The following is a 22,779-nucleotide window of genomic DNA, read 5'->3' on the forward strand; positions in this document are numbered from 1 at the left end:
TGACCCCCAGCTTGTCGAGCTGGTGCTCTAACCAACTGAGCTAATCGCCCGGGTCGTGTCTCAAAGGATACTGCGGCAAACGGCGGAAATCACACCCCGCGGTTGAATCCCGCCGGTGGGAGGAAATCGCTGCCGTCGTACCGTGGCACACCCAGCCCAGCGGCAAACTCGCCGCCGTGCCGGACATACCAGTCTGCCCCAGCATTCGCAGTCCGTCAAGGGCGTACCTCGCCAGGCGCGCGATTCATCGCAATTCCCGGCCGCCGGGGACGCTGTCACGACCGGCGCATTTGCTAGAGTAATCGTTCCGTGTCCTCCCATCCCGCACGATCCCACGCCGCCAGGTGCCTTTGACCGATGCCGCCGGCCTTTGACCCACAACACGCGACCGACCATCTTTCCGCCGTCGACCGGCGATTGGCCAAGCTGATCGAACGGGTCGGGCCGTTCACGCTGAAGCCGCAACGGCTGCACAACCCGTTTCAATCGCTGCTGCGGGCGATCGTCTATCAACAACTGTCGGGCAAGGCGGCCGCCACCATTCACGAACGATTGTCGAACATCGTGTCGAACGAGCGCGGGCCGCATCCCGAGCTGATCATGGCCGCGCCCGACGCCCAGTTGCGCGGGGCGGGCTTGTCGCGGAACAAGCTGCTGGCGATTCGCGATCTGTCGACCAAGACGCTCGATGGCACGGTGCCGTCGCTCGTGGCCATGCGCAAGATGACCGATCAGGAGATCGTCGATCGACTGGTCCAGGTGCGCGGCATTGGCCCGTGGACGGTCGAGATGATGTTGATCTTCCGGCTGGGGCGACCCGATGTGCTACCGGCTCACGACCTGGGCGTGCGCAAAGGGTTCATGTTGACCTACGGGCTGAAGGAGCTGCCGGCGCCGATGGAGTTGAAGCAGCGCGGCGAACGCTGGCGGCCGTACCGCTCGGTGGCCAGTTGGTACATGTGGCGGGCGTGCGAGGTGTATCAGAAGAAAGAACAGCCGGCCGTGAACCCGCTGGTGAATGGTGCTAAAAAAACGAAGCGCGGGTAGGGCGTGATTCTTAGAAGCCCGCCAAACTGCGCTGCGCTTCCATCGCGGCGACCCTAAGTCCATTAACGCCTGCTTTAGCGGCGTCGACAAACTCGGCAACCCTCTCGGTTGACCACCCCTCCATGAATCGGAAGGCCGAACCGATCGCATAATCACGTTCGCAATCAATGGCAATCCAGTGGCGTTTGGCGTCTTCCGCCGCTGCGCCGGTCGTGTTCGAACCGGCAAAAATATCCACGACCATATCGCCTTCATCGGTCAAGAAGTCGATGAAGAACTTAGGCAGTGCTTTCGGAAACCGGGCGGGGTGCGGTTCCAGTCCGAAAGCTTTGCAATTGCGGATATGCAACGAGTTGCTTTCGGTGTTCGAATATTGGAGCAAATTCGAACAGATGGCGCCGCCATTGTCCCGGCCGAACTTGGCGCTGATGTCGTGCCCCGAAGGTCGTCCTTTGGGCTTGTAGAACTTCTCGGGGTCTTCAATCAGCTTTTTCATTCGATCGCTATATGGCGTCAAGACGTTGCGCACATCGGCCTTTGGATTCTCGGACTTTGAAAGCCACCAGACAGTGTTGACCGAATCTTTTGCCCGAATCTTGCGCTTATTAACCCACTCAATCGGCGAAGGCAACTTCGCAGGGTTGTGCCAAAAGAACTCTTCGGCCAGATGAAAGCCGTGGCCATCGCACAGTCGCAAGAGGACGCGGAAGTTGTAGAGCGATCGAACGGGCTTGCCGCGCTGATATGCGCCGCCCAGGTCAATCACGAATGAGCCTGATTCTTTCAGCACGCGATGTACTTGTGGGCCAAACGAGACGAGCCAATCCACGTAATCGATTTGATTAAGGTTGCCGTACGACTTTTGCCGCAGCAACGCGAATGGCGGTGAGGTCATCACCAGATCGACGGACGCATCCGGCAAGGACGAAAGGTACTCTTCCGATCGCCCGACAATCATCTGGCCAAGATTGGTTCGATAGAGTTCAACCCATGACAGAGACACGCGACGAATTCTCCGGCGCTTGACCAGTGCTGCCTGCTTCATATCTGCCACCACCTTACCAGAGAAGTCTATCGCGGTATGTAGACCATCAGACACGTAACTCACAGTCTGTAGAGCTATGAATTACCCCCATTTAGACTGATTGTCAATCCGATCGGGCCGCAGTTGGTGGTAAATCAGCGTGAGCAGCCTCCATACACGATTCGGCGACAATTTGCGCAAGGTGCGAAAGAGCAGAGGCCTTTCGCAAGAGGGCTTGGCTGATAAAGCCGCGCTCCACCGCACTTACATTAGCAGCGTCGAACGCGGCGAGCGCAACGTCACCCTTGAGACGATCGAGAAGCTTGCCAAGGCATTGGGCGTGCCGATGACAAGACTCATTCCTGACTGAACGAGGGCTACGGCTTGTCTCCTCGACGGCGCATTCCCGCGTTTAAGCAGCACGCCGATAAGGCCCAACTCGACAAGATTTTTCCGCATTTGCGTCTGCTGCAGGTGCTCGCCAACAAGCATGGCATACGAGATATCTTCCAAGACAACGGGGGCAAATATCTTCAGTTGGCGCTAGTAACGGGCTTGACGCTATTGCAATCACGCGAAGGCAACGACGCGGTTGATGAGACGGGGCGAGAATATGAACTGAAAACGCTCAATGCAGACGTTGTTTCCAGCTTCACGACTCACCACCATCTCAACCCCGTCATTCTCGCCAAATATCGGCAGGTCGACTGGATCTTTGCGGTCTATCGTGGCATTGAATTGGAGGCGGTGTATTACATGCCGGTTTGAAAGCTCGAATCGCTGTTCGCTGCTTGGGAAATAAAATGGAATCGTGATCGCAAGGACATTAACAACCCCAAGATTCCGTTGAAGTTTGTGCTAGAACAAGGAAAGAAGATCTATCCTGCGCAAGAATAGCGATTTCGCAAATCTGGTTGAAGGTATGCTGCGACCCTGTTGTGCGTGCTACCCGCCAAGGTGCATCGATAGTTGAGTCCCCGGCTTTGGGCGGGTATTCTGCCGGTTTCGGCCGCTGGTCTGCCGGCGGTCGAAACCTTGTCAACCGGTCACTCGTTTCAGTCAGCGTTACACACGTCAGTCATCACGCGCCGCGCACGCCGCGCTGGCGGTTCGCGTTCATTGAGCCACGGAGATTTGGTCCATGGGATTGTTCGACGGCAAAAAGGGTTTGATTCTCGGCGTCGCTAACGATCGCTCGCTCGCTTGGGCCATCGCCGAATTCGTCATGCAGCAAGGAGCCGTCTGCGGCTTCTCGCACTTGCCCGACCGGCCAGACGACGAGAAGAAAAAGAATCGTCTCCGGGTTTCAAAGTGTACCGACAAGTACCCGCAGAACGCCAAGATTCTCGGGCCGATGGACGTGCAGCGCGACGACGACATCAAGGCGATCATGACCGCCGCCGCCGCCGAGTACGGCAAGATCGACTTTTTGGTCCACGCCATCGCTTATGCCAAGCTCGACGATCTGAAGGTCGACACCGTGCAAACTAGCCGCGATGGTTTCAACCTGGCCATGGAGATCAGCGCCTACAGCCTGATTGCCGTCGCGAACGCCGCGCGCGTGGCGGGGATCCTCAAGGAAGATCCTTACGACCGCGCTAGCAAGTCGGGTGGCAAGAACGGCACCTCGATCCTCACGCTGACTTACTTTGGTGGCGAGAAGGCGGTGCCGGGCTACAACGTAATGGGCGTTTGCAAAGCCGCGCTCGATTCGATCGTCAAGTACCTGGCCTACGATCTGGGCCCGCAAGGCGTGCGCGTCAACGCGGTCAGCGCCGGCCCAGTCCGCACGTTGGCCGGCAGCGCGGCCGGCGTGGACGATATGCAGAAGCTGTACGAGCTGATGGCGCCGATCGGCCGCAACATCGACCACGAAGAAGTCGGCAAGACCGGCGGGTTCCTGTTGTCGGACCTGTCGGCCGGCATCACCGGCGAGATTCTGCACCTCGACGGCGGCTACAACATCATGGGTTCGCCCGGCCGGCTGCTCGACGCGGCCAAGCCCGGGGCTCCGGCTTAGGTTTATTCACCACGGAGGCACAGAGGAATCGCAGAGGGGAAGTTGAACCGCAAAGACGCAAAGGGCGCGAAGAAGACAAAAGAGATTTTGAATCGCAGAGGACGCTGCGCGTCGCGGAGAAAAGAAGTCAAAATCCCACTCCGCGTTCCCTGCGCTCTCTGCGATTAAGTCTGCTGCTTTTCCTTTGCGATCTTTGCGTCTTTGCGGTTCAAAATTCTTCGCCATTTCCGACGTCGTGTCCGTCGTGCCGTCGTGGTCGAATTCATTGCATTCTATTTCTCCGCAATGCGCTTCGCCGTCGCTACATCCGCGGCGAGTTGCGCCTTTAGCTCTTCCACATTCTTGAACGAGCGGACGTCGCGCAGGCGTGCCAGGAAGTCGACCTCGAGTGGTTGCCCGTACAGCGGATCGCTCCAGCCGATCAGGTGGACCTCGACCTTCAACGCCTTTTCGCCGAACGTCGGGTTCGGGCCAATGTTGATCGCCGCTGGCCACGGCTCGCGATTCACGTAACCGATGCCGGCATACACGCCCGGCCCGGGCAGCAGCGTATCGATCGCCTCGAGGTTGGCCGTGCCAAAGCCGAGCTTCGTGCCGCGCCCCGCGCCGTGGGTGACCATGCCGCGGATGCGATAGGGATGGGTCAGCATCTGCCGGGCTTCGTCCAACTGGCCCGCGGCGATCAAGCTGCGAACGACCGAACTGGACACCATTCGCCCATCGAGCACCAGCGGCGGCACCACTTCCAGGATCATGCCTCGCTCGCTGGTCCATTGCGCCAACAAGTCGACCGTGCCGCGGCGATCGTGCCCGAAGTAGAAGTTCGGCCCCTCGACCAGCGCCTTGGCCCCCAGACGGCGACAGATCACGTCGTCGAAGAATTGCCGAGCTTCGAGCGCCAACAGCGCCTCGTCGGTCGGGTAGGCGATCATCGCGTCGACGCCCAGCTCGACCAGCAGTTCGGCCTTGCGATCGGTCCAGGTGAGCGGCGGCGGCGCATGTTCGGGGCGTAACAGCCGAACCGGATGCGGATCGAACGTAAACACCACGGCCGGGCCGCCGGCGCGATGGGCGTGGGCCACCAGCCGCTCGATCAGCGCCGCGTGGCCGCGGTGAACGCCGTCGAAGTTGCCAATGCTGACAGCGCCGCCGCGTAGCCGATCGGGCAGGACGTCAAAAGCGCGAATCAGTTCCACGGTGTTTTCGTTCGCCCGGGCTGCGCCGGGCCAAGGTTCGCGGCCGCAAAAAGTCGTTACGCTGACGCCGGTTTTAGCATACCACCGGCTGGCGCGGAACTAACGACACGGGGCCGAGTTTTGTGCTATTCTAGGAGGGCCTCAAGCGCGCCAAACATTCTGGCCTGGCAACGAATGAAAGCCGACGGTTTCGGCCGACGGTTTGCCGAGCGAGGGACGTGGCCGCGGCGCGCGTACTTGCCACCCTAGGTTGCGCTGGTCGATGGAAGACAAGCAGATATTCCTCTCGCCCGAGCTGAGCCATCGCCTGGCCGCGATCGATATTGGCACCAACAGCATCCGGCTGGTCATTGCCGAGGCGCTGCGTGGCGGCACCTACCGGATTCTGGACGAAGAAAAGACCACCAGCCGGCTGGGTCGTCAACTGGCCGAGACCAATCGCCTGGACCCGCAAGCGGTCGAACAATCGATCGAAGCCCTGCGGCGAATGAAGCAGATCGTGGCGGGCTTTCAGGTCGGCGACTTCCGCTGCATTGCCACTTGTGCGGTGCGCGAGGCGATTGACGGGCCCGAGTTTGTCGGCCGGGCCAAGAATGAACTCGACCTGGACATCGAAGTCATCAGCGGCGAGAAGGAAGCTCGGCTCGCGTTCCTGAGCGTGGCCCGCAGCTTCCCGCTGGAAGGCAAGCCCATCGCGGTGGCCGACATTGGGGGCGGCAGCACCGAGTTGATCCTGGCGTCGGGCTCGGCGATTGAAAGCTTGTGTACCACGCCACTGGGCGCGGTGCGGATGGCCGAGCGCTATGGCGCGGCCCAGGCGATGTCGCACGACCAGTTCGAAAAGATGGTCGAAGGGATCGACCGCGAGCTTCGCAAGCACACCAAGAAGGTGCTGCTCGAACCGCACCAACTGATCGGCTCGGGCGGCACATTCACAGCGCTGGCCGACATGGTCATGGCGTCCAAGGGGCAGCTTGGTCTGCCGCTGCGTGGCGCCGAAGTGACTCGGGCCGAGGTGCGGCACCTGCTCGATCGCCTGCGCAAGATTCCAGCCGAGGCGCGGCGCAGCATTCCGGGCCTGAGCCCCGATCGGGCCGACATCATCGTCTCGGGCATCACGATCATCGACCGGATCATGCACCGCTTTGACTTGAATCGCGTGGTGATCCACGACCGGGGCGTGCGCGACGGGCTGCTGCTGACGATGATCGATCAGTCGCTGGGCTCAGCCCCCAACGGCCAGGCCGAGCGCGACGTGGCGATCGAGCAATTCGCCGTCAACTGCGGCGTCGAGATGACCCACGCCCGGCATGTGGCGTTTCTGGCCGGACAGGTTTTCGATCAACTGGCCGAGCGCAAGCTGCTCGACCCGGCCGATCGCCCGCTGTTGATGGCGGCGGTGCGGCTGCAAGATGTCGGTTACTTGATCAATTACGAGAAGCACCACAAGCACAGCTATTATCTGATTCTCAACAGCCGCCTGCCGGGCTTTCAGCCGCAAGAACTCGAACTGGTGGCGAACATCGCCCGCTACCATCGCGGCTCGGAACCCAAGAAGAAGCACGCCAACTACTCGGTCCTGACGTCGCGCGATCAGCAGCGCGTGCGGCGGTTGTCGTCGATTCTGCGCCTGGCCGGTGGCCTGGACCGGGCCAACATGCAGCAAGTGCGCGGCGTGGCCCTCGAGACCGAAGGACGCCACTGGAAGCTGCACGTTGTGGCTGATCGCTTGCCCGAGGTCGATCTCTGGGCCGCGCGACGTCGCGCTGCCCCGCTAGAACGGGCGTTCGACGTGAAGCTGGACATCGAATGGCGCGAGACCGCGGCCGCCAGCGCCGCGTCGTAATCGCGTAGCCTTATTGAGCTGCGCATCTATCGGGTGGCCCAGCCGCTTGCCGGCTGGGTCGCGCAGCGACAAGAAGGACGCGCGACGCCACCGGTTCTTCTCGTTGCTTCGCAACCCGGCCGTCGAGCGGCCGGGCCACCCAGCACTCATCACGCGCGAGCAATGGCCGTGTGCAAGTAACGTACTACATCGCCAGCGGTCAGTGACACTTGTCCGAGCGCCGCGGCCGCCGCGTCGCCAGCCAAGCCGTGCAGGTGAACCGCCAGCCGCGCCGCATCGATCGGTGCCAGATGCTGCCCAACCAGCGCCGCGATCAACCCCGTCAGCACGTCCCCGGCGCCGCCGGTCGCCATGCCCGGATTGCCCGTCGTGTTGTGCGCGCTGCGCGTGCCGTCGGTCACGAGGGTGTGATGCCCCTTGAGGACGATCACCACGCCCCACTGGCCGGCCAACTGCTGTGCCGCCGCCTCGTGTTCGGCGCGTGAGTTCATGGCACTCGACAGTTTGTGCCCAACCGCACCAGCCAGACGTTGAAACTCGCCGGGGTGTGGCGTGAGAATCCGCGGGCCACCGGCGCGATTCAACAACTCGGGCTGCCGCGCCAGGGCATTCAACCCGTCGGCATCGACGACGATCGGCTGCGTCCAAGTGGTGAACAACTCGGCCACCACGCGATCGACGCCCACTGAACGACCTAGCCCGGGCCCCACGGCCACCACGTCGGGCCAGTCGCGAAGCGCTTCCAGTTCGGCGATCGCCGCCTCAGCCAGGCGTCCATCGTTGTCGGCGGTCAGGCCAACCGTCATGTACGCCGGCTCGAACCCGGCCACGACCGGCTGACACTCGCGCGGCGTGGCGACTTGCACCAGCCCCGCTCCGCCGCGCAGCATCGCCATGCCCGCCAGGGCCGGCGCGCCGTACATGCCGCGCGAGCCGCCGACGATCAGCACGCGACCGTAGTCCCCTTTGTGACTGTCGGCGGCGCGCGGGGGCAAGTGGGCCAGCGGCCAGGTGTCGGTCATCACGTCGTGCCCCCTTACATCGGGATGAACAGGCCGGCGATGGCAAAGTAGGTGACGATGCCCGTCGCGTCGACCAGGCTGGCGACTACCGGATTGCTCATCAACGCCGGGTCGAAGCCCAATCGCTTGAGCAGCAGTGGCAACAGCGCCCCGACCAGATTGCCCAGCACCACGACCACCGCCACGCCAATGGCCACGATCTTGGCGATCAACAACACGCCGATCTCCTCCCCCGTCGGGCCGCGAAAGGCGTTCTCGGGCGTCAGCCAGACGCGGGCAAAGCCGACCAGGCTGAGCGCGCAACCGAGCGACAGGCCCATCAGCACTTCATGCCACAAGACCCGGAACCAGGCCGCCGGGGTTAACTCGCCCAGGGCGAGCGCACGGGTAATCAGCGTGGTCGATTGCGAGCCGCAATTGCCGCCGGCCGAGAGGATGAGCTGCATGAACAGCACCAGCGGCGGCACCTTCTTGAAGAAGTCCTCGAAGTAGGTCAGGGCTGAGGTGGTCAGGAAGCCGCCGAGAAACAGAATCGTCAACCAAAAAGCTCTTTTGCTCCACAGCTCGAAGAACGACGACGCCAGGTAGCCTTCTGCCAACGGCGTCATACCACCCAGGCGCTGCACGTCCTCGGTCGCCTCGTCAACGATCACGTCCAGCACGTCGTCGTGCGTGACAATGCCCACGATCCGGTCGTCGGCGTCGATGATCGGCAAGGCGATCAAGTCGTACTCGCCCAGCTTGTGGGCGATCTGCTCGCGGTCCTCGTCGACGCGGCCATAGACCACGTCGCGCTGCATCACATCGGCCACGCGCCGCGCCGGTGGCGCCAAGATCAAGTCCTTGAGCGATACGAACCCGATCAGCCGCCGCTGCTCGTCGATGACGTAGCAGTAGTAGATCGTCTCGCGGTCGGGGGCTTCGTGGCGCAGCTTGTCAATCGCCGCGGCCGCGCTCAGGTCGGGGGACAGCGTCGCATAGTCGCTGGTCATCACCGCGCCGGCGGTCCCCTCGTCCTGGTCGGTGAGCAAGCGAATGTCTTCGCGCTCGGCCCGGGCCAACAGCGGCATGATCTGCTCGACGCGCTCGGGCGGCAGTCGCTCGACCAGGTCGGCCCGCTCGTCGTGCGACATATTCGTGATCAGCTTGGCCAGCGAGCCGCGCTCCATCAGCGCGGCCACGCCATCTTGCAGCGGCGGGTCCAGATACGAAAAGATCGCCGCCTGGGCCCGATCGTCCAGCAAGTTCAGGACGTACAGCGTCTCGTTCGGCTCCAAGTCATCAAGCAACTCGGCCGCTTCGGCCGGGTGATGCGGCGAAAAGAATTCGCGCAACGAGTCCGCGTCGCACTCTTGCACGAGCTCGCGCAAATCGGGAGCCAACAGCGGGTGACGCATCTGCGAAGCTTCGGAACGGGGAACGACGAGAAGAAAACGACGAGCGCGCAATCCCACGGTCGGGCGCGAACCCCTAGGGCCGATCGCGCGCGGCGGCAAGATTACAAGCGGACCAGCCGGGCTTGGCCCGCGCGGTCTATGCCCAGAATACTGTGTTCGGGGACTTCTTGCCATGCACCGATTCCGGTCGCTTCGCTGGCCACGACGGTGACTTCGGGCTCTTGACGCCAGTGCAGGTCGTGGTTCCAGCGGCTGGACGCCAGGACCACGCCGTCGGTGAGCAAGAAATTGAACTTGGTCTTTTCATTGGGCGGGAATTCTCGCGACCAACGATCCAAGTCGCGCAACGTCTCGACCAGCGCATCGACCAGCGGCCCCGCGTCTCCGACGGGCTGCGTCAGGTCGATGCCGAGTCGTTGCAAACGGGCCAGCACGTGGACAAAGATCAACTCGCTGTCAGTTGTGCCACCACGTAGGGCCAGCAACTCGTCCGGCACGATCGCCGCCAGCCGAGGACCGATCACGTCGAAGTTGGTGACCGTCCCGTTGTGCGAGAACAGCCAGGCACCATGGCGGAACGGGTGGCAGTTCGCTTCCGAAACGCTACCGACCGAACTATTCCGCACGTGGGCAATCCACGTCGGCGCGACGAGTTCACGTGCCCGGGCCGCGAACGACTGGTCCAATCGGGCATCGGCCGGGCGGCGAATGACCAGCGGGCCGACACGATCGGCCACGTAATAGCCGAGCCCCCAGCCGTCGCTGTGACAATCGCCATGCCGATCGCAAATACTCTGCACGCGCAGCGCGTTGGGATCGTCGAGCAGCAAACCAGCGGCCGGGTAAGGCCGCCGCGCGATCACGGCCAGATGACGACACATCGTGTGCTAACCGTACACCGAGACGGGGGTGCGCACGGTCGTCGAGCGGATGCCGCGGGCGGCGTTCCGCAGGGCGTGACAGGCGTGGTTCAAGTCGTCGTCCGAAATGTCCAAGTGGGTCACGGCCCGCAGCGTGCGCGAGTTCTCGACCATGATGAACACGCCCGCCTCGCGCATGGCGGCGGCAAATTCCAGCGCGGTTCCCAGCTTGGGATTGATTTCGATGAACACGATGTTCGTCTCGACCGGCCCCCCGCGGAGCGACAGCCCCTCGGTCTGCTCGACCACGCCGGCCAGTTGCTTGGCCCGGTAATGATCTTCGGCCAATCGCTCGACGTGATGTTCCAGGGCGTACAGCGCCCCGGCCGCCAAGATGCCCGCCTGGCGCATCGCCCCGCCGAACAACTTGCGATGCCGCACCGCTCGGGCGATCAGGTCGTGCGGGCCGCAGATGGCCGAACCGACCGGCGCGCCGAGCCCCTTGCTAAAGCACACGCTCACGGTGTCGAACGGCGCGGCCAATTGAGTGAGCGGCACGCCCGTGGCGACGTGCGCGTTGAACAATCGCGCTCCGTCCAGGTGGGTGGCCAACTTATGATCGTGAGCCCAGGCGCAAATCCGCTCGACCTCTTCGATCGGCTGCACGCGGCCGCCGCCGCGGTTGTGTGTGTTCTCGATGCAGATCAAGCGGGTGCGAACGTAGTGCTGATTGTCGGGGCGGATCAGCGATTGCAGTTGTTCGAGCCGCATCACCCCGCACTCGCCGTCGATGGTTCGCGTGGCCACGCCCGACAACTGGGCCACGCCCCCTTGCTCGTGGTTGTAGATGTGACAGCCGCTATCGAGGATCACCTCGTCGCCGGGGTGGCAGTGCAGTCGCACGCCGATCTGGTTCGACATGGTTCCCGACGGCACGTACAGCGCCGCCTCTTTCCCCAGCAGTTCGGCAATCCGTTGTTGCAGGCGAATGACCGTTGGGTCTTCCCCCCAGACATCGTCCCCCACCTCGGCGGCCGCCATCGCGGCGCGCATCCCTTGCGTCGGTCGGGTCGTGGTATCGCTCCGCAGATCGACGGGCAAGCGGACCATGTTCGTTGCCTGCGCTTTCTGAAGGATTCGAGGGGCAATGGGGCGGGACCGCACGTTCGAGCCGGCGCGACTCGGCGTACGACGTGTTGTCCCAGGTTTTTTCGCGGCCTGACATCGGTTCTAACCCAGCCGATTCCGGCGAACAAGAGCCCTAGCGAATTGGCCGATCGGTGGCGACAATAGAAGCTTTCGCACTTGTTAATCTTGGCGCCACCCGGCGGCGGAACACGCCCGATGACAGCGACGCTCAACATCCAGACGATTGACGCCAACCACGACGACCTGCGCTCGGCCATTGGCGATTTACGCCGCCGCTTGAGCCCGCAAGGGAACATTGTCAGCCAGGCGGGCCGCCAGCGGACGATCGACGTCTTTGGCGCGCCGCTGACCCCGGTCGAGGTGGTCGAGCGGATCTGTCACGACGTCCGTAACCGAGGTCTCGATGCGGTGCTCGACTACACGGCCAAGCTCGACGGCGCCAAGCTCACGCCCGAGACGCTGCGCGTGTCGGCCGACGAGCTGCAAGCCGCCTATCAGGCCGCGCCGCCGGGGCTGCTCGAAACCATCGCCAAGGTCGCCGACAACATCCGCACGTTCCAGCGGGCTATCCTGCACGGCGATGTCCGCGTGCCGACGATCGAAGGAGGCTACCTGCGGCAGCGTTATTTGCCGCTGGACCGCGTGGGAGTTTGCGTCCCCGGCGGAGCGGCGGCGTACCCCTCGACCGCGCTGATGACCGTGGTGCCGGCGCAAGTGGCTGGCGTGCGCGAGATCGCCGTCGTCGCGCCGCCAACCAAGTTCGGTTCCTACAGCCCGGTGTTGTTGGCCACCTGTCACGCGCTGGGCGTGACCGAGGTGTATCGAATGGGTGGCGCGCAGGCGATTGCCGCGCTGGCTTACGGTGTGTCGGGCGTGCCGCAGGTCGACAAGATCGTCGGCCCCGGCAACCTGTTCGTGGCGCTGGCCAAGAAATGCGTCTATGGCGACGTCGACATCGACTCGATCGCCGGTCCCAGCGAAGTGGTCCTGGTGGCTGACAAGAGCACGCCACCCGCCTTCGCGGCCGCCGACCTGATTGCCCAGGCCGAGCACGCCCCCGGCGCGAGCATTTTGATCACCTGGGAGCCGGAGTTGATTCCGGCCATCCGCGCGGAGCTTGAACAGCAATTGGCCCAGCTTGAGCGCGGACAATTGGCGAGGCAGTCGCTCGAAGACTTCGGCGCGTTGATTCTGGTGCGTGACCAGGACCAGGCCACGGCGCTGGCCGACGAGATCGCGCCCGAGCATTTGCACCTGGCCGTGAACAACGCGGCCGAAATGCTCGAACAAATCCGCCACGCCGGCGCGGCTTTCATTGGACAATGGAGCCCGGTGTCGGTCGGCGACTATGCCGCGGGGCCGTCACATGTCTTGCCGACGGGTGGAACGGCGCGGTTTGCCAGCGGGCTGTGCGCCAATGACTTTCTCCGCCGCACCAGTGTGATTCACTACACGCCGGCCGATTTGATCTGTGCCGCGCCGCTGGTGCAAAAGCTGGCCGACCTGGAAGGGCTGACCGCGCACCGAGCCAGCGTGGACGTGCGCCTGGTGGCGGCCAAGGCGGCCAGGAATGGCAAGAAGCCGACTCAGTAGGATTGGCCACTGAGACTAGGATTGGCCACTGAGACACGGAGGAGCGGAGGAGTTAGGCCTGGGCTACAGAAAAGTGCCTGGGCTGGCGGAAAAGGACCACGCCGCGCACTCTAGATCGCTTCTCACCACGTTCTAGCGTCTGAGTGGCACGCCCGTCCTGCGGGCGTGGAGAAGCATGTACCGACCCTGATATTTGGTTGGCGATTCTCCCCGCGCCCTGCGCTCCGCTTGGGACGCGCCACCCCTGCTAGAGCCTCTTGAGAGCTGCTCTAGCCAACGACGTCGTCCCACGGCGCGCGCCAGTACGGCACTTGCGGGAAGAGGACCGTGGCCAGCTTGGCCGCCGTGCGGTTCGAGGCCTTGAGCGCCCCCGATTCCCGATCCGCGTCGATATCGACGTGTCCCAGCAGCAGCCGGGTCAACTCGTCGCGCGACAGCCGCAGATAGTTCCGCCCCAATTGCCCGCGGCCAAAGCGGACGCCGCGGCGGCTGACGGCCAGCTTCAGCCGTTCGCCGTCAACCAGCAGCCCCAGTTCCACGGCCCGCGAACCCGCCGCCTCGGCCGCGCGCCGTTGCAGCACCGGGGCCAGCCGGCGCAGCAAGCCGGGCAGGTCAAACACCTTCATCATGTACGACTCGCCCTGGTGCTGCTCGCCAAAGTTCGTCTCGCCGCCGGCGGCGCGGAACAATTCGTGCAGCGAGTCATCGGCCGGCGAGTGCAACTGGACTGCGTAGTCGTCGCGCTCGATCGCCTCGGCACAAGCCCGGGCCAGCAACTGCTCGGCCACGCCGTGCCGCGCTTGTTCGAGCAGCGGTGACGTCGACGGCGCGCTCGGCGCGCCGACCAGCTCGATCACGCGATCTTCCTTCATCAGCATATAACCAACGATCGGCAGCGTGGCCGCTTGCCAATCGAACTTGTCGGGCCCTTCGATGGCGACGAACAAGTGATCGACATTCTGCCGGCTGACCAGCCAACGCCAGGTGGCTTCCGTGCGCAACAGCGGCCCGGCGGCGCGCGAGATCCGCTCGCTGTACAACCGCATCAGCGCTGGCAGCTCGACTTGCCGCCAGGGACGAATGACCAGTTGATCGTCCGACGCGGCCAGGCCCCGCGCCGAAAGCTGCGCCAGCACCTCGCGCGGGTTGGCCCGGCTGTGACTGTGGCGGCCACAGACGGCCCAGCCTTCCGAAGCGAAGAACGCTGGGAAGCGCGTCCGGGTCAGGCCGATCACCGCGCCGTCGGCGGCCATCGCTCGCTCGGCACGTCGCACGAGCGCGCCAGCCATTCCCAGATTGCGATACTCGGGCAGCGTGCCCAGGCAGGTCAGACCCGAGACCGGCAGATCGACCTGGTCGAAGCGCATCTCGCGCCGCACGGTTTGCACGTGGGCCAGCACTTGCGTGCCGCGGCGAACCAACCAGCGGTCGCAAGGTTCGTACAACGGGTCGTCAAGCGACGAAGCAAAGCCATCGCGCTGTGGCGAGGGGAACGCCGACTTGAAGAACTCGGCAATCGCCAGATGATCGGAAGCGGTGGCCGAAATCAGCCGCAGGCCTTCCCTCGCCTGCGCGTTGTCAGACGGCGAATGCGCCTTGGCGCGGCGGCGCGAGCTGCGCCGTGGGCGGGTTGCTTCGCGCGCGGCCGGAGCGGGCGTCTCGACAACCGCGGGCTTGGTTTCGACGGCCGGCTGGTCCGCTGCTTCCGTCGCCGTGCGCGATTCCGTCGTGGCGCGCTTGGCCGTGGAACGCGCTTCCTTGGCCGGTTCGGCCGATTTGCCCAGTTCGGCCGATTTGCCTGACGCCAGCCGCTTCGCCTGCCCCGGCTTGCCCCGAGAGGCGGCGCTGCGTTTGACCGTTCGACGGACGCTGGCGGGCGAAATGGTCGTGCTCATGGCATCGAGTCCTTTCCATCCTTGCGTTTTCGCTCCCTCAAAGCCCACAACTTAGGGTTTGAGTAAATGAAAATCCAGCAAAAAGTTTGAAGGATGGAAATTATCTGACGCTGCGTAACTGAGGAAAGCTGCGATGGCCGGTCCCGTCCCGACATTTCTGCTGCCACAGTTGGAAGCGTGGATCGCGAGTCAGTGGCGGCACACCACGCAACGGACGCGACGGCGTGGCTTGTTCATCGGTCTGTGTTACCACGGGCTTCGTTCGGTCGAGGTCATCCGCATGAGGGCGGATCAGTTTTGCCCGCTGGGACCGAGCCTGTATTTCAAGAGTGCCAAGCGTGGGAGATACCGCACGGTGCAGTTGGAACCGGAGTTCGCTCGGGTGTTGCACGGATTCCATACCCGCTATTGGCCGGATCACGTGCTGCTGTTCCCGAGTGAACGCGGCACGCCGATTGATCGCAAGCAGTATTTCTTGTACGGACTCGCGATGCGTCGTGTGATCGGCGGCAAGTTCTCACTTCACTCGTTGCGGCACAACTCGGCTCTGCGAGTCTGGTATGCGACGCGAGATTTGCTCGCGGTGCAGTCGCACCTGGGGCACAAGTCGGTGGCGATGACCGCCAACTATTTGCATCGCATCATGCCGTTGCCGCCCGAGACGCTGCCCAGTTGGCCGAACGTCAGTCCCCGTTTCCATCCCCACCTTCAACTGAGAAAGTTTGCTCCATGAGTGACGACAGTTTTGAGTCAAGACATTTTTCCAGGATGCAGGAACTGCAACGCCTGGTCGTTGAATCGCGACTGCTTCGCAGTCGCGGTCAGCACGTGCGTGCCAACGACACGCTTCGCTTGGCGTGCGACGTGCTGTTGGTGGATGAGTGCGACAGCCACGGTCGCAACATCGAGTTCGATGAGTGTCCGTTATGTGCCGAACGTCTCAAGCCGTGGAGTTCCCGTCGATGAGTCGCAAAAGTCTCAAAGGGCAACGAAATATTTTCGACGACAGCACGCACGTTCCCGCGTCGCGGGAAGTGCGTGCCCGTGACCATCGTCTCGGCGAGCATGGCAAACGCTCGCACACGCGGAAGCGGAGTTTTGCTGCCCTCGTCAAGACGCTCGATGCCGATGATCGTCGGCGTCGTGCCGCACGCACTGAAACGGAGAATAACCGTGCCTGAACCCGATTCCAAACGGCCGCGGCCACGAGCGGATGGTGACACGTTCAAACGCACGGCTCGCGGTACGTTCGCCCCGGGCACCAGGCCCGGTCCTGGTCGCAAAGGTGGCGACACCGCCGCCGAGCGTGCCATACGGAAGCAACACGAACACCTCTCGGAGCTCGCCACCGAGTTGGCCAACCGTGCCAGTCGCGGAAACGTCTACGACGCCGCGTTGCTGCTGCGGGTCGTGTCGATCGTGTTTCACACCCTCGGCAAAAACTCCTGCACGCGGGACAATTTCGAGGACGTCTTGCAACGCATCGTCGCCTCACCGTTCGTGTACGAGCCTGATGACCCGCCAGAGAGGCAAGCCACCACCCCACGTTCCGCCGACGATCACACCGACTGAGGCTCGCCACCTTCAAAGGTCACCACCCATCCTTGGGTGGTGCGGATTTTTGCGGGCCTCCCTGCCCGCGTTCGCCCCGCCCGGTGTGTCGCGTCACGTCACCCGCACTTCGTTGCTCTTGCCCGCGACGTGGTGCGGGACGCACCACCGGGCGGGTCTCACACGCCGCGTGGGCTCCATCCGGTCGCCACCGGCGGCGGTTCGGCGGACCATCCGTGGTCCGCCGTCACAACTCCTGCTGCCCACTCGCTCATTCCCGCACCGACCCCGCCGCGTCGGTTCGGCGTCGGCCGCGTGCGACGTGCGTGGCGTCGCACCCGCCGCCGCCGCCGCCGCTCATCGCTCGAAGTTCTGGTCGCATCCTGCTCTGCCAATTCCGTCGGCATCCTGCCGACGGTCGCACCGCGAATGTCTCGACACCTCGCCCGGGGCGACGGTCTCTCTCTCTCGTCGCGTGGTTCCAGGTCGCTCCCAAGTCGAAAGACGCGGAGTGCGGCGGGTGCGACAGTGAACGGTTGTACAGTTGAAAATCCAGCAAAAAGTTCACAAGAAGTGCAAGGAAGTATCCGAGCAAGCGCCGCCGTGTGGTGCGAGGCGACGATCAAGCGCGCTTTCGCGCCGCACGGGAGCGAACATGCGCCGCGCATCTCAAAATGAGAAGCACAGCCCGCCGCGCGATGCTCCAAATCGACGTCACGCGGTCAAACTTGCCCCGCGCGCGGCATGCCCTCGACCAGAAAACCGCGCAGCGTCGGCTCGGGATACCACGCGAACGGATACTCGCGCCAGCTCAGCACTTGCCGCCGCGCCAATGCCGCGCGGAGCCGCGTTCGTTCGGCCAATAGCTCGCGTCGCCGCTCGGCCACGGCGGGTTGTAACTCGTCGTTAAGCTGGGAAATCTCGCGAGCGCGACGTTTGGCGTTCGACGGCTCGAACGGATCATCGATCCAGGCGCGCTTTCGTTCGATCAGCTCGCGAACCTGGCCATCGGCGCCGGCCAGAAACCGTTCAGGCTGAAATTCGAGCGAACGGAGCTGGTGTTCAAGCCGCCGCATCTGGTCGATTGCGACGTTCTCCTTCGCCACGGGCAGATGCAATGTGCCCGAGACGACCCCATCGGCCGGCAACGGCGCGGCGGCGAAGCGTGCGGCCAATAGCTGGGTAACTTCGTCATATTTGCCGCCGCCAATCCCGTGCAGAAACAGATCGCTGGCCACTAGGCGGCAAAACAGCGTCGTGGTCAGCGCTCGGCTACGCAGCCGGATGCCTTGGCTTTTGAGCGCCGTGATGGCCGCGACGGTGGCCGCCGCGCGACCCGTTCCAGGGGCCGGCAGCGCGACACGGATCGTTTGGCGGTCGGTCAGGATCAGTTCGCCAGCTTGCCGGGTGACGAAAGCCGCCCGGCGTCGCGGCGACGCGCCGGTCCACAGCCAGAAGGGGGCTTCGAGCGCCGGCCCGTCGGCGGCCAGTTTCGGCGCGGGATGGTTCGCGCTGCGCAAATGGTAGACCTGGCGATACTCGTCGATCGCGCCATTATAGATGTCACGAAACCGCGGCAGCCCGTCGAGCACCCAGGCCGCGAACCAGGCGAAGCTCTCGGTTTCGCACAACGCGCTTTGCGGCAGTTCGAGCGTCGCCAGCCCCCAGTCGGCTTCCAAGGCATGGCGCGCTTGCGCCATGGCCAGTCCGGCGCGGTCAGTGGCGCGAGCGCGCTCGACAACGCGCGGCCACAAGGTGCCAATCAACGGCTGCGCGAGCAAACCTTTGAGCAAGTCACTCGCCCGGCGATCGACACTGGTCCACAACGCCTCGTCCAGCACCGCACGTTCTTCCCACGGCAGCTCCGGGCCGTCGGCGTCGAGCGGCATGGCGCCGCGGTGCGGATGCTCAGGCGTGCCCGTGGCGATCGGCACGAGCGACGATTTGATCGTGTCGCCGTCAACGACCAGGTTCAACGCGGCCGCGCCGGCGCGCCGCGCCAAAGCGTCGAGCGAGAAGTTCTTCAGCCAGACGCCGGGATGAAACAGTTGCGGCTGATGGCCGGCCGCGACGAGTGGCTGCTCGGGCGAAAATGCGGGCGCGGCGCGATACGCCGAGGTGTAGCGAGTGGCTGCCGTTAGCAATTCACCGCGCGCCTGCGCGGCCAGCTCGACCAGCGGTCGATCCAGGATCAGCCGCGTGTCGATCCGACGAGCCGCGACATTTCGAGCCAGCAGCCCGGGCAGGGTTTCCCAGGCGGGTTCGACGAGCACGCTCCGGTCGGCCTGCGGCGCGCGGAGCTTGCGCTTCACGAGCGAATGCTGCGACGCGGCGGCGAGTGAGATCGAATCGCTGGTCGCCGCTTGCATGGAAATACAATTCGCCGAGCGTCAGGAAGAACAGCCGTGCTCAAGAGCCGGCACACGGGCCGCACAACGTGCCCGACCAAAGCTGCGGTTCTTGCTCGACCCGCGCAACGGCATGATTGTCCATGCTCCGGTCCAGCACCAGATGGTAATACTGCAAACGCGTGTCGCCGTTGTCGAGCGCCCCGCCGAACGAACGCTTCTCGTCCAGGTAGATCAGCGGGACGGGCAGTTCGGTGATCCGCAAGCCGGCCTTGGCGGCGCGAACCCACAGTTCCAGCGGCATGGCGTAGCCCGCTTCGGTCACGTGCAGGTGCTTGAGCGACGCAACGCGATAGGCCTTGAAGCCGCAAAACGCGTCAGTGATGTTCAGGCAGAGCCGGCGGTTCAACTCGGCGGTCAGTTGTTCGTTGATCCGGCGGCGCTCGGCCGGCGGCTCGCTTTGGCCGTCGAACTTCTGCAAGTAGCGACTTCCCGAGACGATGTCACAATCGGCGGCCGCGGCCACGAACTTGGGAATCCGACAGGGCTGATGCTGGCCGTCACAGTCGATCGTGACGAGCACATCGTAGCCGTGCTGCTCGGCATAGCGAAACGCTGACTGCAGCGCGGCGCCGTAGCCTTGGTTCTTGGCATGGGTGACGACGTGCAGGCCGGGCTCTTGCTTCAGCAATTCCGCCGTCCCGTCGGTCGAGCCGTCATCGACGACGAGAATCTCGGGGCTGAAGCGCCGCACCTCGGCCAGCACTTTTTGAACGTGCTTGGCTTCGTTAAACACGGGGAGCGCGGTCAAGTAACGCGTCATCGTCGAGCCCTTTGCAAAAGACCGTCCTATGCCAGCGGCAATATTACTGACCCGCGGCTGGCGGTAGCGAGGCGGCCGGCTAAGAGCCCACCAATTCCCCGAACAACCGACCTATTGTAGGTGGCCCCCGGGGGCAGTCAACGCACGCCGCCGGAACCACCGTCGAGCGCAACAGTTACGCTGCTTGCAGCGAAGGGGAAAGCTTCGCGGACACCCCGGCTCGATTGGGGATGAGGTTGCTTACTTCAGTCGCATTGGTAGGGTGCTCTGTGAGCACCAAATCATCGCGTTACAAGCCGAAAGGTTTGGAGCGATTGTTTTCGGCCAGTAGCGTGAAAATATGGTGCTCACAGAGCACCCTACGAACGAGGGACGCCCTCGCGCCAATTGTGTTCACTCGGCCTGGCGCTTGGCGCGGGTCGAGGATGCGTCGCGGCGGCTGCGAACATGGGGCGCGTCGATCCGCGCGGCCGAGCCGGCTTCTGACTCGTGGCCCAGCGTGCCGGCGGCCAATTCGTCGAGCAACTGCCAATGGCGACGGCAACCGACGATCGATGGCAGGGCGCTGAGGCGACCCAACGTGTGCATCGCGCCTGACAGACTCGTCACCGTGCCGATCGCTTCGCCCAGACAGCACGCCGCATGGGCCAGCAGCGCGCGCCGCCAGCCCCACAGCCGAGCATTGCGCCAGAACAACTGTTCGGCCTGGCGACCTTGGCCGAAACTCGAACCCAGGTCGGCGTGATTGGGCGTCGGCAGTGCAACGCGGGCCGATGGCTCGAAGACCGTCGCGTAACCAGCCGCGTGAAGTTGCAGTCCCAGGTCGATGTCGGCAAAGCCGGCCCCCAAGCGCCGCTCGAGTTGCAGCCCGAGCGCGTCGAGCGCCGAGCGGCGATAAAACGCGGCTTCGACGCTGGTGGCGATCACGTCGCACGCTTCGTTGGGAACTTCGGCGGCGGCCAGGTGTTGATGCCGCGCGCGGCGAATGCCGCCGACACCGTACTCCAAGCCGGCCGAGCGAACCTCGGCGTCGCTAGCCAGGTGATGCACAATTAAGGGCGCGACCGCCGCCACCTGGGCCGTTTGGAAATGAGAGAGCGCCATATCGATGGTTGCTGGCGCTAACTCGGCGCCGCTGGCCAGCAGCAGGACGATGTCGCCGTGGCTGGCGGCCAGGCCCTGGTTCAGGCATTCGATCAGCGACGCGCGACGGGGCGCGTCGACGAACTCGACCTCGTCGCGCAGATGGTAAGGATCGTCGTAAGGACGATTCAGGACGATCACCACCTGGGAGTCCGCGGTCCGGTTTTCCAGCACCGAGACGAGGCCGTTTTCCAGCGCAGCCGTCGGCCCCGTGGCGGCGATCACCACCGACAGGCTTAACGACTTGCGAGAAGAGGCCGAGGACTTGGGCATGCTAGCACCCGATACATTCGCCCCAGGCAGACAGGCCGGGGCTCTTCGGATACTTCGACCAGCGCAGGCAGCCAAGTTTATTCTGGCTGCGCCGATTGGGCCGCGTGACATGCTAGCAACCCTAGAGGACTAGCCGCGGAGGCACGGAGACACGGAGGTGAGCACGGAGTAGGGGGGACAGCAGGGAGTCGAAGTCTCAATGACCAAATCCCAATGACCAAAAAAGGCAACCGGCTTCTTCGCATTATTGGTCATTGGTACTTGGGCATTGGTCATTCGCATTTACTCCGTGCCAACCTCCGTGCCTCTGTGCCTCCGTGGTTAGCGATTTACGTTTGCTCTGACCAGACTTTGCAAAGCTCGATGACGACTTCAGCGGCTTGTCCCATTTCTTCCAGGCAAGTCCATTCCAACGGCGAGTGAATCTGGTGTTCGCCGCACGACAGATTCGGTGTTGGCAGCCCCAGTTCAGTTAAACGCGAGCCATCGGTGCCGCCGCGAACGATCGTCAATCGGGCCTCGCGTCCCAAGCGGCGGTGGGCCTCGACGGCCAGCGCCACGGCGCGTGGCTCGGCCACCAGGCCGTCGGCCATGTTGCGGTACTGCTCGATGATCTTCACGTCGATCGCAAGGCCAGGGAACTGAGCCTGCGCCTCGGCGGCGGTCTTGCGCAACAGTGCCGCCTGATCGGTCAGCGCCGGCGTCTGGAAATCGCGCAGCAAGATCAATAGCTCCGCCTCGGCCACGCCGGCGCGTAGATCGTAAGGGTGCAAAAAGCCTTGCCGACCATCGGTCACCTCGGGGGCCAATTGATCGCGCGGCAACAAGTCGACGAACATGCCGGCGGCCCGCAGCGCGCTGACCATCTTTCCCTTGGCGATCGACGGATGAATGTTCACGCCGCGGAACGTGACGGTCGCCTGGTCGGCCGAGAAGGTCTCGTTGTCGATCTCGTTGGCTCCCGCGCCGTCGAGCGTGTAACAGACCGTGGCGCCGAGCGCCGCCACGTCGACGTGATCGACCCCGTGGCCGATCTCCTCGTCGCAGGTAAAGCAGACCTTGACCGGCCCGTGAGGAACCTTGGAATGCTCGGTCAGCCATTCGATGGCTTCCATGATGACGGCCACGCCGGATTTGTCGTCCGAGCCGAGCAGCGTGGTCCCGTCCGAAGTGATGATCGTTTGGCCTTTGAACTGGGCCAGGGCCGGACACTCGCTGGGGCGCACGACGCGCGTCGGGTCGCCCGGCAAGCGCAGGTCGCCGCCGTCGTAGCTGCGCCACACCTGCGGCTTGACGTTCTTGCCCGAGGTGCTGGGCTCGGTGTCGACGTGGGCGCAAAAGGCGATGGTCGGCGCGGCATGGCGAACCGTGGCGGGAAGCGTGGCGGTGACGATGCCGTGCTCGCTTTGCTGGGCATCGGCCAGCCCGATCGCGCGCAGCTCGTCGGCCAGCAAGCGGCCCAGGACCAACTGGCCCGGCGAACTGGGATAGGTCGACGACCGCGCATCGGCCGTGGTGTCGACTTGCACATAGCGGACAAACCGGGCGAGCAATCGTTCGAGGTTCATGTCGAGTCTTTCAGAGAAGGTTTG

19 protein-coding genes and 1 pseudogene are annotated in these 22,779 nt (G+C 63.9%); 9 read left to right on the forward strand and 11 right to left on the reverse strand.

Going from position 1 to position 22,779, the window contains the following annotated elements; all coding sequences use genetic code 11:
- Positions 1-357: 357 nt before the first annotated feature.
- On the forward strand, positions 358-1,047 hold the full coding sequence (locus JSS27_15465) for a DNA-3-methyladenine glycosylase 2 family protein (GenBank protein ID MBS0210343.1): 690 nt from the start codon (positions 358-360) through the stop codon (positions 1,045-1,047).
- Positions 1,048-1,057: 10 nt separating this feature from the next.
- Here the strand turns inward: JSS27_15465 and JSS27_15470 are convergent, their stop codons facing one another.
- A complete protein-coding gene (locus JSS27_15470) occupies positions 1,058-2,092 on the reverse strand; it encodes a site-specific DNA-methyltransferase (protein ID MBS0210344.1) in 1,035 nt (344 codons plus the stop codon).
- A gap of 139 nt (positions 2,093-2,231) precedes the next feature.
- Here JSS27_15470 and JSS27_15475 point away from each other — a divergent pair, with 139 nt between their 5' ends.
- From JSS27_15475 to JSS27_15485, 3 genes and pseudogenes are all read left to right on the forward strand, one after another.
- Positions 2,232-2,441, forward strand: coding sequence for a helix-turn-helix transcriptional regulator (locus tag JSS27_15475; protein MBS0210345.1), 210 nt, complete (start codon positions 2,232-2,234; stop codon positions 2,439-2,441).
- Positions 2,442-2,473: 32 nt separating this feature from the next.
- Positions 2,474-2,968 (forward strand): annotated as a pseudogene (locus JSS27_15480) (restriction endonuclease).
- A 244-nt stretch (positions 2,969-3,212) separates the two neighbouring features.
- Complete coding sequence (locus JSS27_15485; GenBank protein MBS0210346.1) at positions 3,213-4,091, forward strand: enoyl-ACP reductase; 879 nt, start codon at positions 3,213-3,215, stop codon at positions 4,089-4,091.
- A 272-nt stretch (positions 4,092-4,363) separates the two neighbouring features.
- On the opposite strand, the gene JSS27_15490 is transcribed toward JSS27_15485, so the two are convergent.
- Complete coding sequence (locus JSS27_15490) at positions 4,364-5,281, reverse strand: bifunctional riboflavin kinase/FAD synthetase (GenBank protein ID MBS0210347.1); 918 nt, start codon at positions 5,279-5,281, stop codon at positions 4,364-4,366.
- 268 nt (positions 5,282-5,549) lie between these two features.
- Here JSS27_15490 and JSS27_15495 point away from each other — a divergent pair, with 268 nt between their 5' ends.
- Positions 5,550-7,133 carry a Ppx/GppA family phosphatase gene (locus JSS27_15495; GenBank protein ID MBS0210348.1) on the forward strand — a complete coding sequence of 528 codons (1,584 nt, stop codon included), beginning with the start codon at positions 5,550-5,552 and terminating at the stop codon, positions 7,131-7,133.
- Positions 7,134-7,282: 149 nt separating this feature from the next.
- Here JSS27_15495 and JSS27_15500 read toward each other — a convergent pair whose 3' ends face one another.
- From JSS27_15500 to ltaE, 4 genes are all read right to left on the reverse strand, one after another.
- On the reverse strand, positions 7,283-8,155 hold the full coding sequence (locus JSS27_15500) for an NAD(P)H-hydrate dehydratase (protein MBS0210349.1): 873 nt from the start codon (positions 8,153-8,155) through the stop codon (positions 7,283-7,285).
- A gap of 14 nt (positions 8,156-8,169) precedes the next feature.
- Positions 8,170-9,552, reverse strand: coding sequence for a magnesium transporter (mgtE, locus tag JSS27_15505; GenBank protein ID MBS0210350.1), 1,383 nt, complete (start codon positions 9,550-9,552; stop codon positions 8,170-8,172).
- A gap of 101 nt (positions 9,553-9,653) precedes the next feature.
- Positions 9,654-10,433 carry a class II glutamine amidotransferase gene (locus tag JSS27_15510; protein MBS0210351.1) on the reverse strand — a complete coding sequence of 260 codons (780 nt, stop codon included), beginning with the start codon at positions 10,431-10,433 and terminating at the stop codon, positions 9,654-9,656.
- Between the two features lie 6 nt (positions 10,434-10,439).
- Positions 10,440-11,522 (reverse strand): low-specificity L-threonine aldolase, encoded by a 1,083-nt coding sequence (gene ltaE, locus JSS27_15515; protein MBS0210352.1) that lies wholly within the window; start codon positions 11,520-11,522, stop codon positions 10,440-10,442.
- 234 nt (positions 11,523-11,756) lie between these two features.
- Here ltaE and hisD point away from each other — a divergent pair, with 234 nt between their 5' ends.
- Complete coding sequence (gene hisD, locus JSS27_15520) at positions 11,757-13,154, forward strand: histidinol dehydrogenase (protein ID MBS0210353.1); 1,398 nt, start codon at positions 11,757-11,759, stop codon at positions 13,152-13,154.
- Between the two features lie 269 nt (positions 13,155-13,423).
- On the opposite strand, the gene JSS27_15525 is transcribed toward hisD, so the two are convergent.
- Entirely contained in the window at positions 13,424-15,049 is a 1,626-nt protein-coding gene (locus JSS27_15525; protein MBS0210354.1) for a GNAT family N-acetyltransferase, read from the reverse strand.
- Between the two features lie 133 nt (positions 15,050-15,182).
- Between JSS27_15525 and JSS27_15530 the strand changes: the two genes are divergently transcribed.
- From JSS27_15530 to JSS27_15540, 3 genes are all read left to right on the forward strand, one after another.
- Positions 15,183-15,782, forward strand: coding sequence for a tyrosine-type recombinase/integrase (locus tag JSS27_15530; GenBank protein ID MBS0210355.1), 600 nt, complete (start codon positions 15,183-15,185; stop codon positions 15,780-15,782).
- A complete protein-coding gene (locus JSS27_15535; GenBank protein ID MBS0210356.1) occupies positions 15,779-16,015 on the forward strand; it encodes a hypothetical protein in 237 nt (78 codons plus the stop codon). The genes JSS27_15530 and JSS27_15535 overlap by 4 nt, the downstream gene beginning before the upstream one ends.
- A 156-nt stretch (positions 16,016-16,171) precedes the next feature.
- A complete protein-coding gene (locus JSS27_15540) occupies positions 16,172-16,621 on the forward strand; it encodes a hypothetical protein (GenBank protein ID MBS0210357.1) in 450 nt (149 codons plus the stop codon).
- Positions 16,622-17,322: 701 nt separating this feature from the next.
- Here JSS27_15540 and JSS27_15545 read toward each other — a convergent pair.
- The 4 genes from JSS27_15545 to pepT all read right to left on the reverse strand — a co-directional run bounded on the left by JSS27_15545 (position 17,323) and on the right by pepT (position 22,755).
- Positions 17,323-18,969, reverse strand: a complete 1,647-nt coding sequence (locus JSS27_15545) for a hypothetical protein (protein MBS0210358.1) — start codon at positions 18,967-18,969, stop codon at positions 17,323-17,325.
- Positions 18,970-19,009: 40 nt separating this feature from the next.
- Positions 19,010-19,771, reverse strand: coding sequence for a glycosyltransferase family 2 protein (locus JSS27_15550; GenBank protein ID MBS0210359.1), 762 nt, complete (start codon positions 19,769-19,771; stop codon positions 19,010-19,012).
- Positions 19,772-20,164: 393 nt separating this feature from the next.
- Positions 20,165-21,187, reverse strand: a complete 1,023-nt coding sequence (locus JSS27_15555; GenBank protein ID MBS0210360.1) for a glycosyltransferase family 2 protein — start codon at positions 21,185-21,187, stop codon at positions 20,165-20,167.
- Between the two features lie 329 nt (positions 21,188-21,516).
- Positions 21,517-22,755 (reverse strand): peptidase T, encoded by a 1,239-nt coding sequence (gene pepT / locus JSS27_15560; protein MBS0210361.1) that lies wholly within the window; start codon positions 22,753-22,755, stop codon positions 21,517-21,519.
- Positions 22,756-22,779: the final 24 nt, after the last annotated feature.

This window comes from Planctomycetota bacterium (assembly GCA_018242585.1).
GTDB lineage: Bacteria > Planctomycetota > Planctomycetia > Pirellulales > PNKZ01 > JAFEBQ01.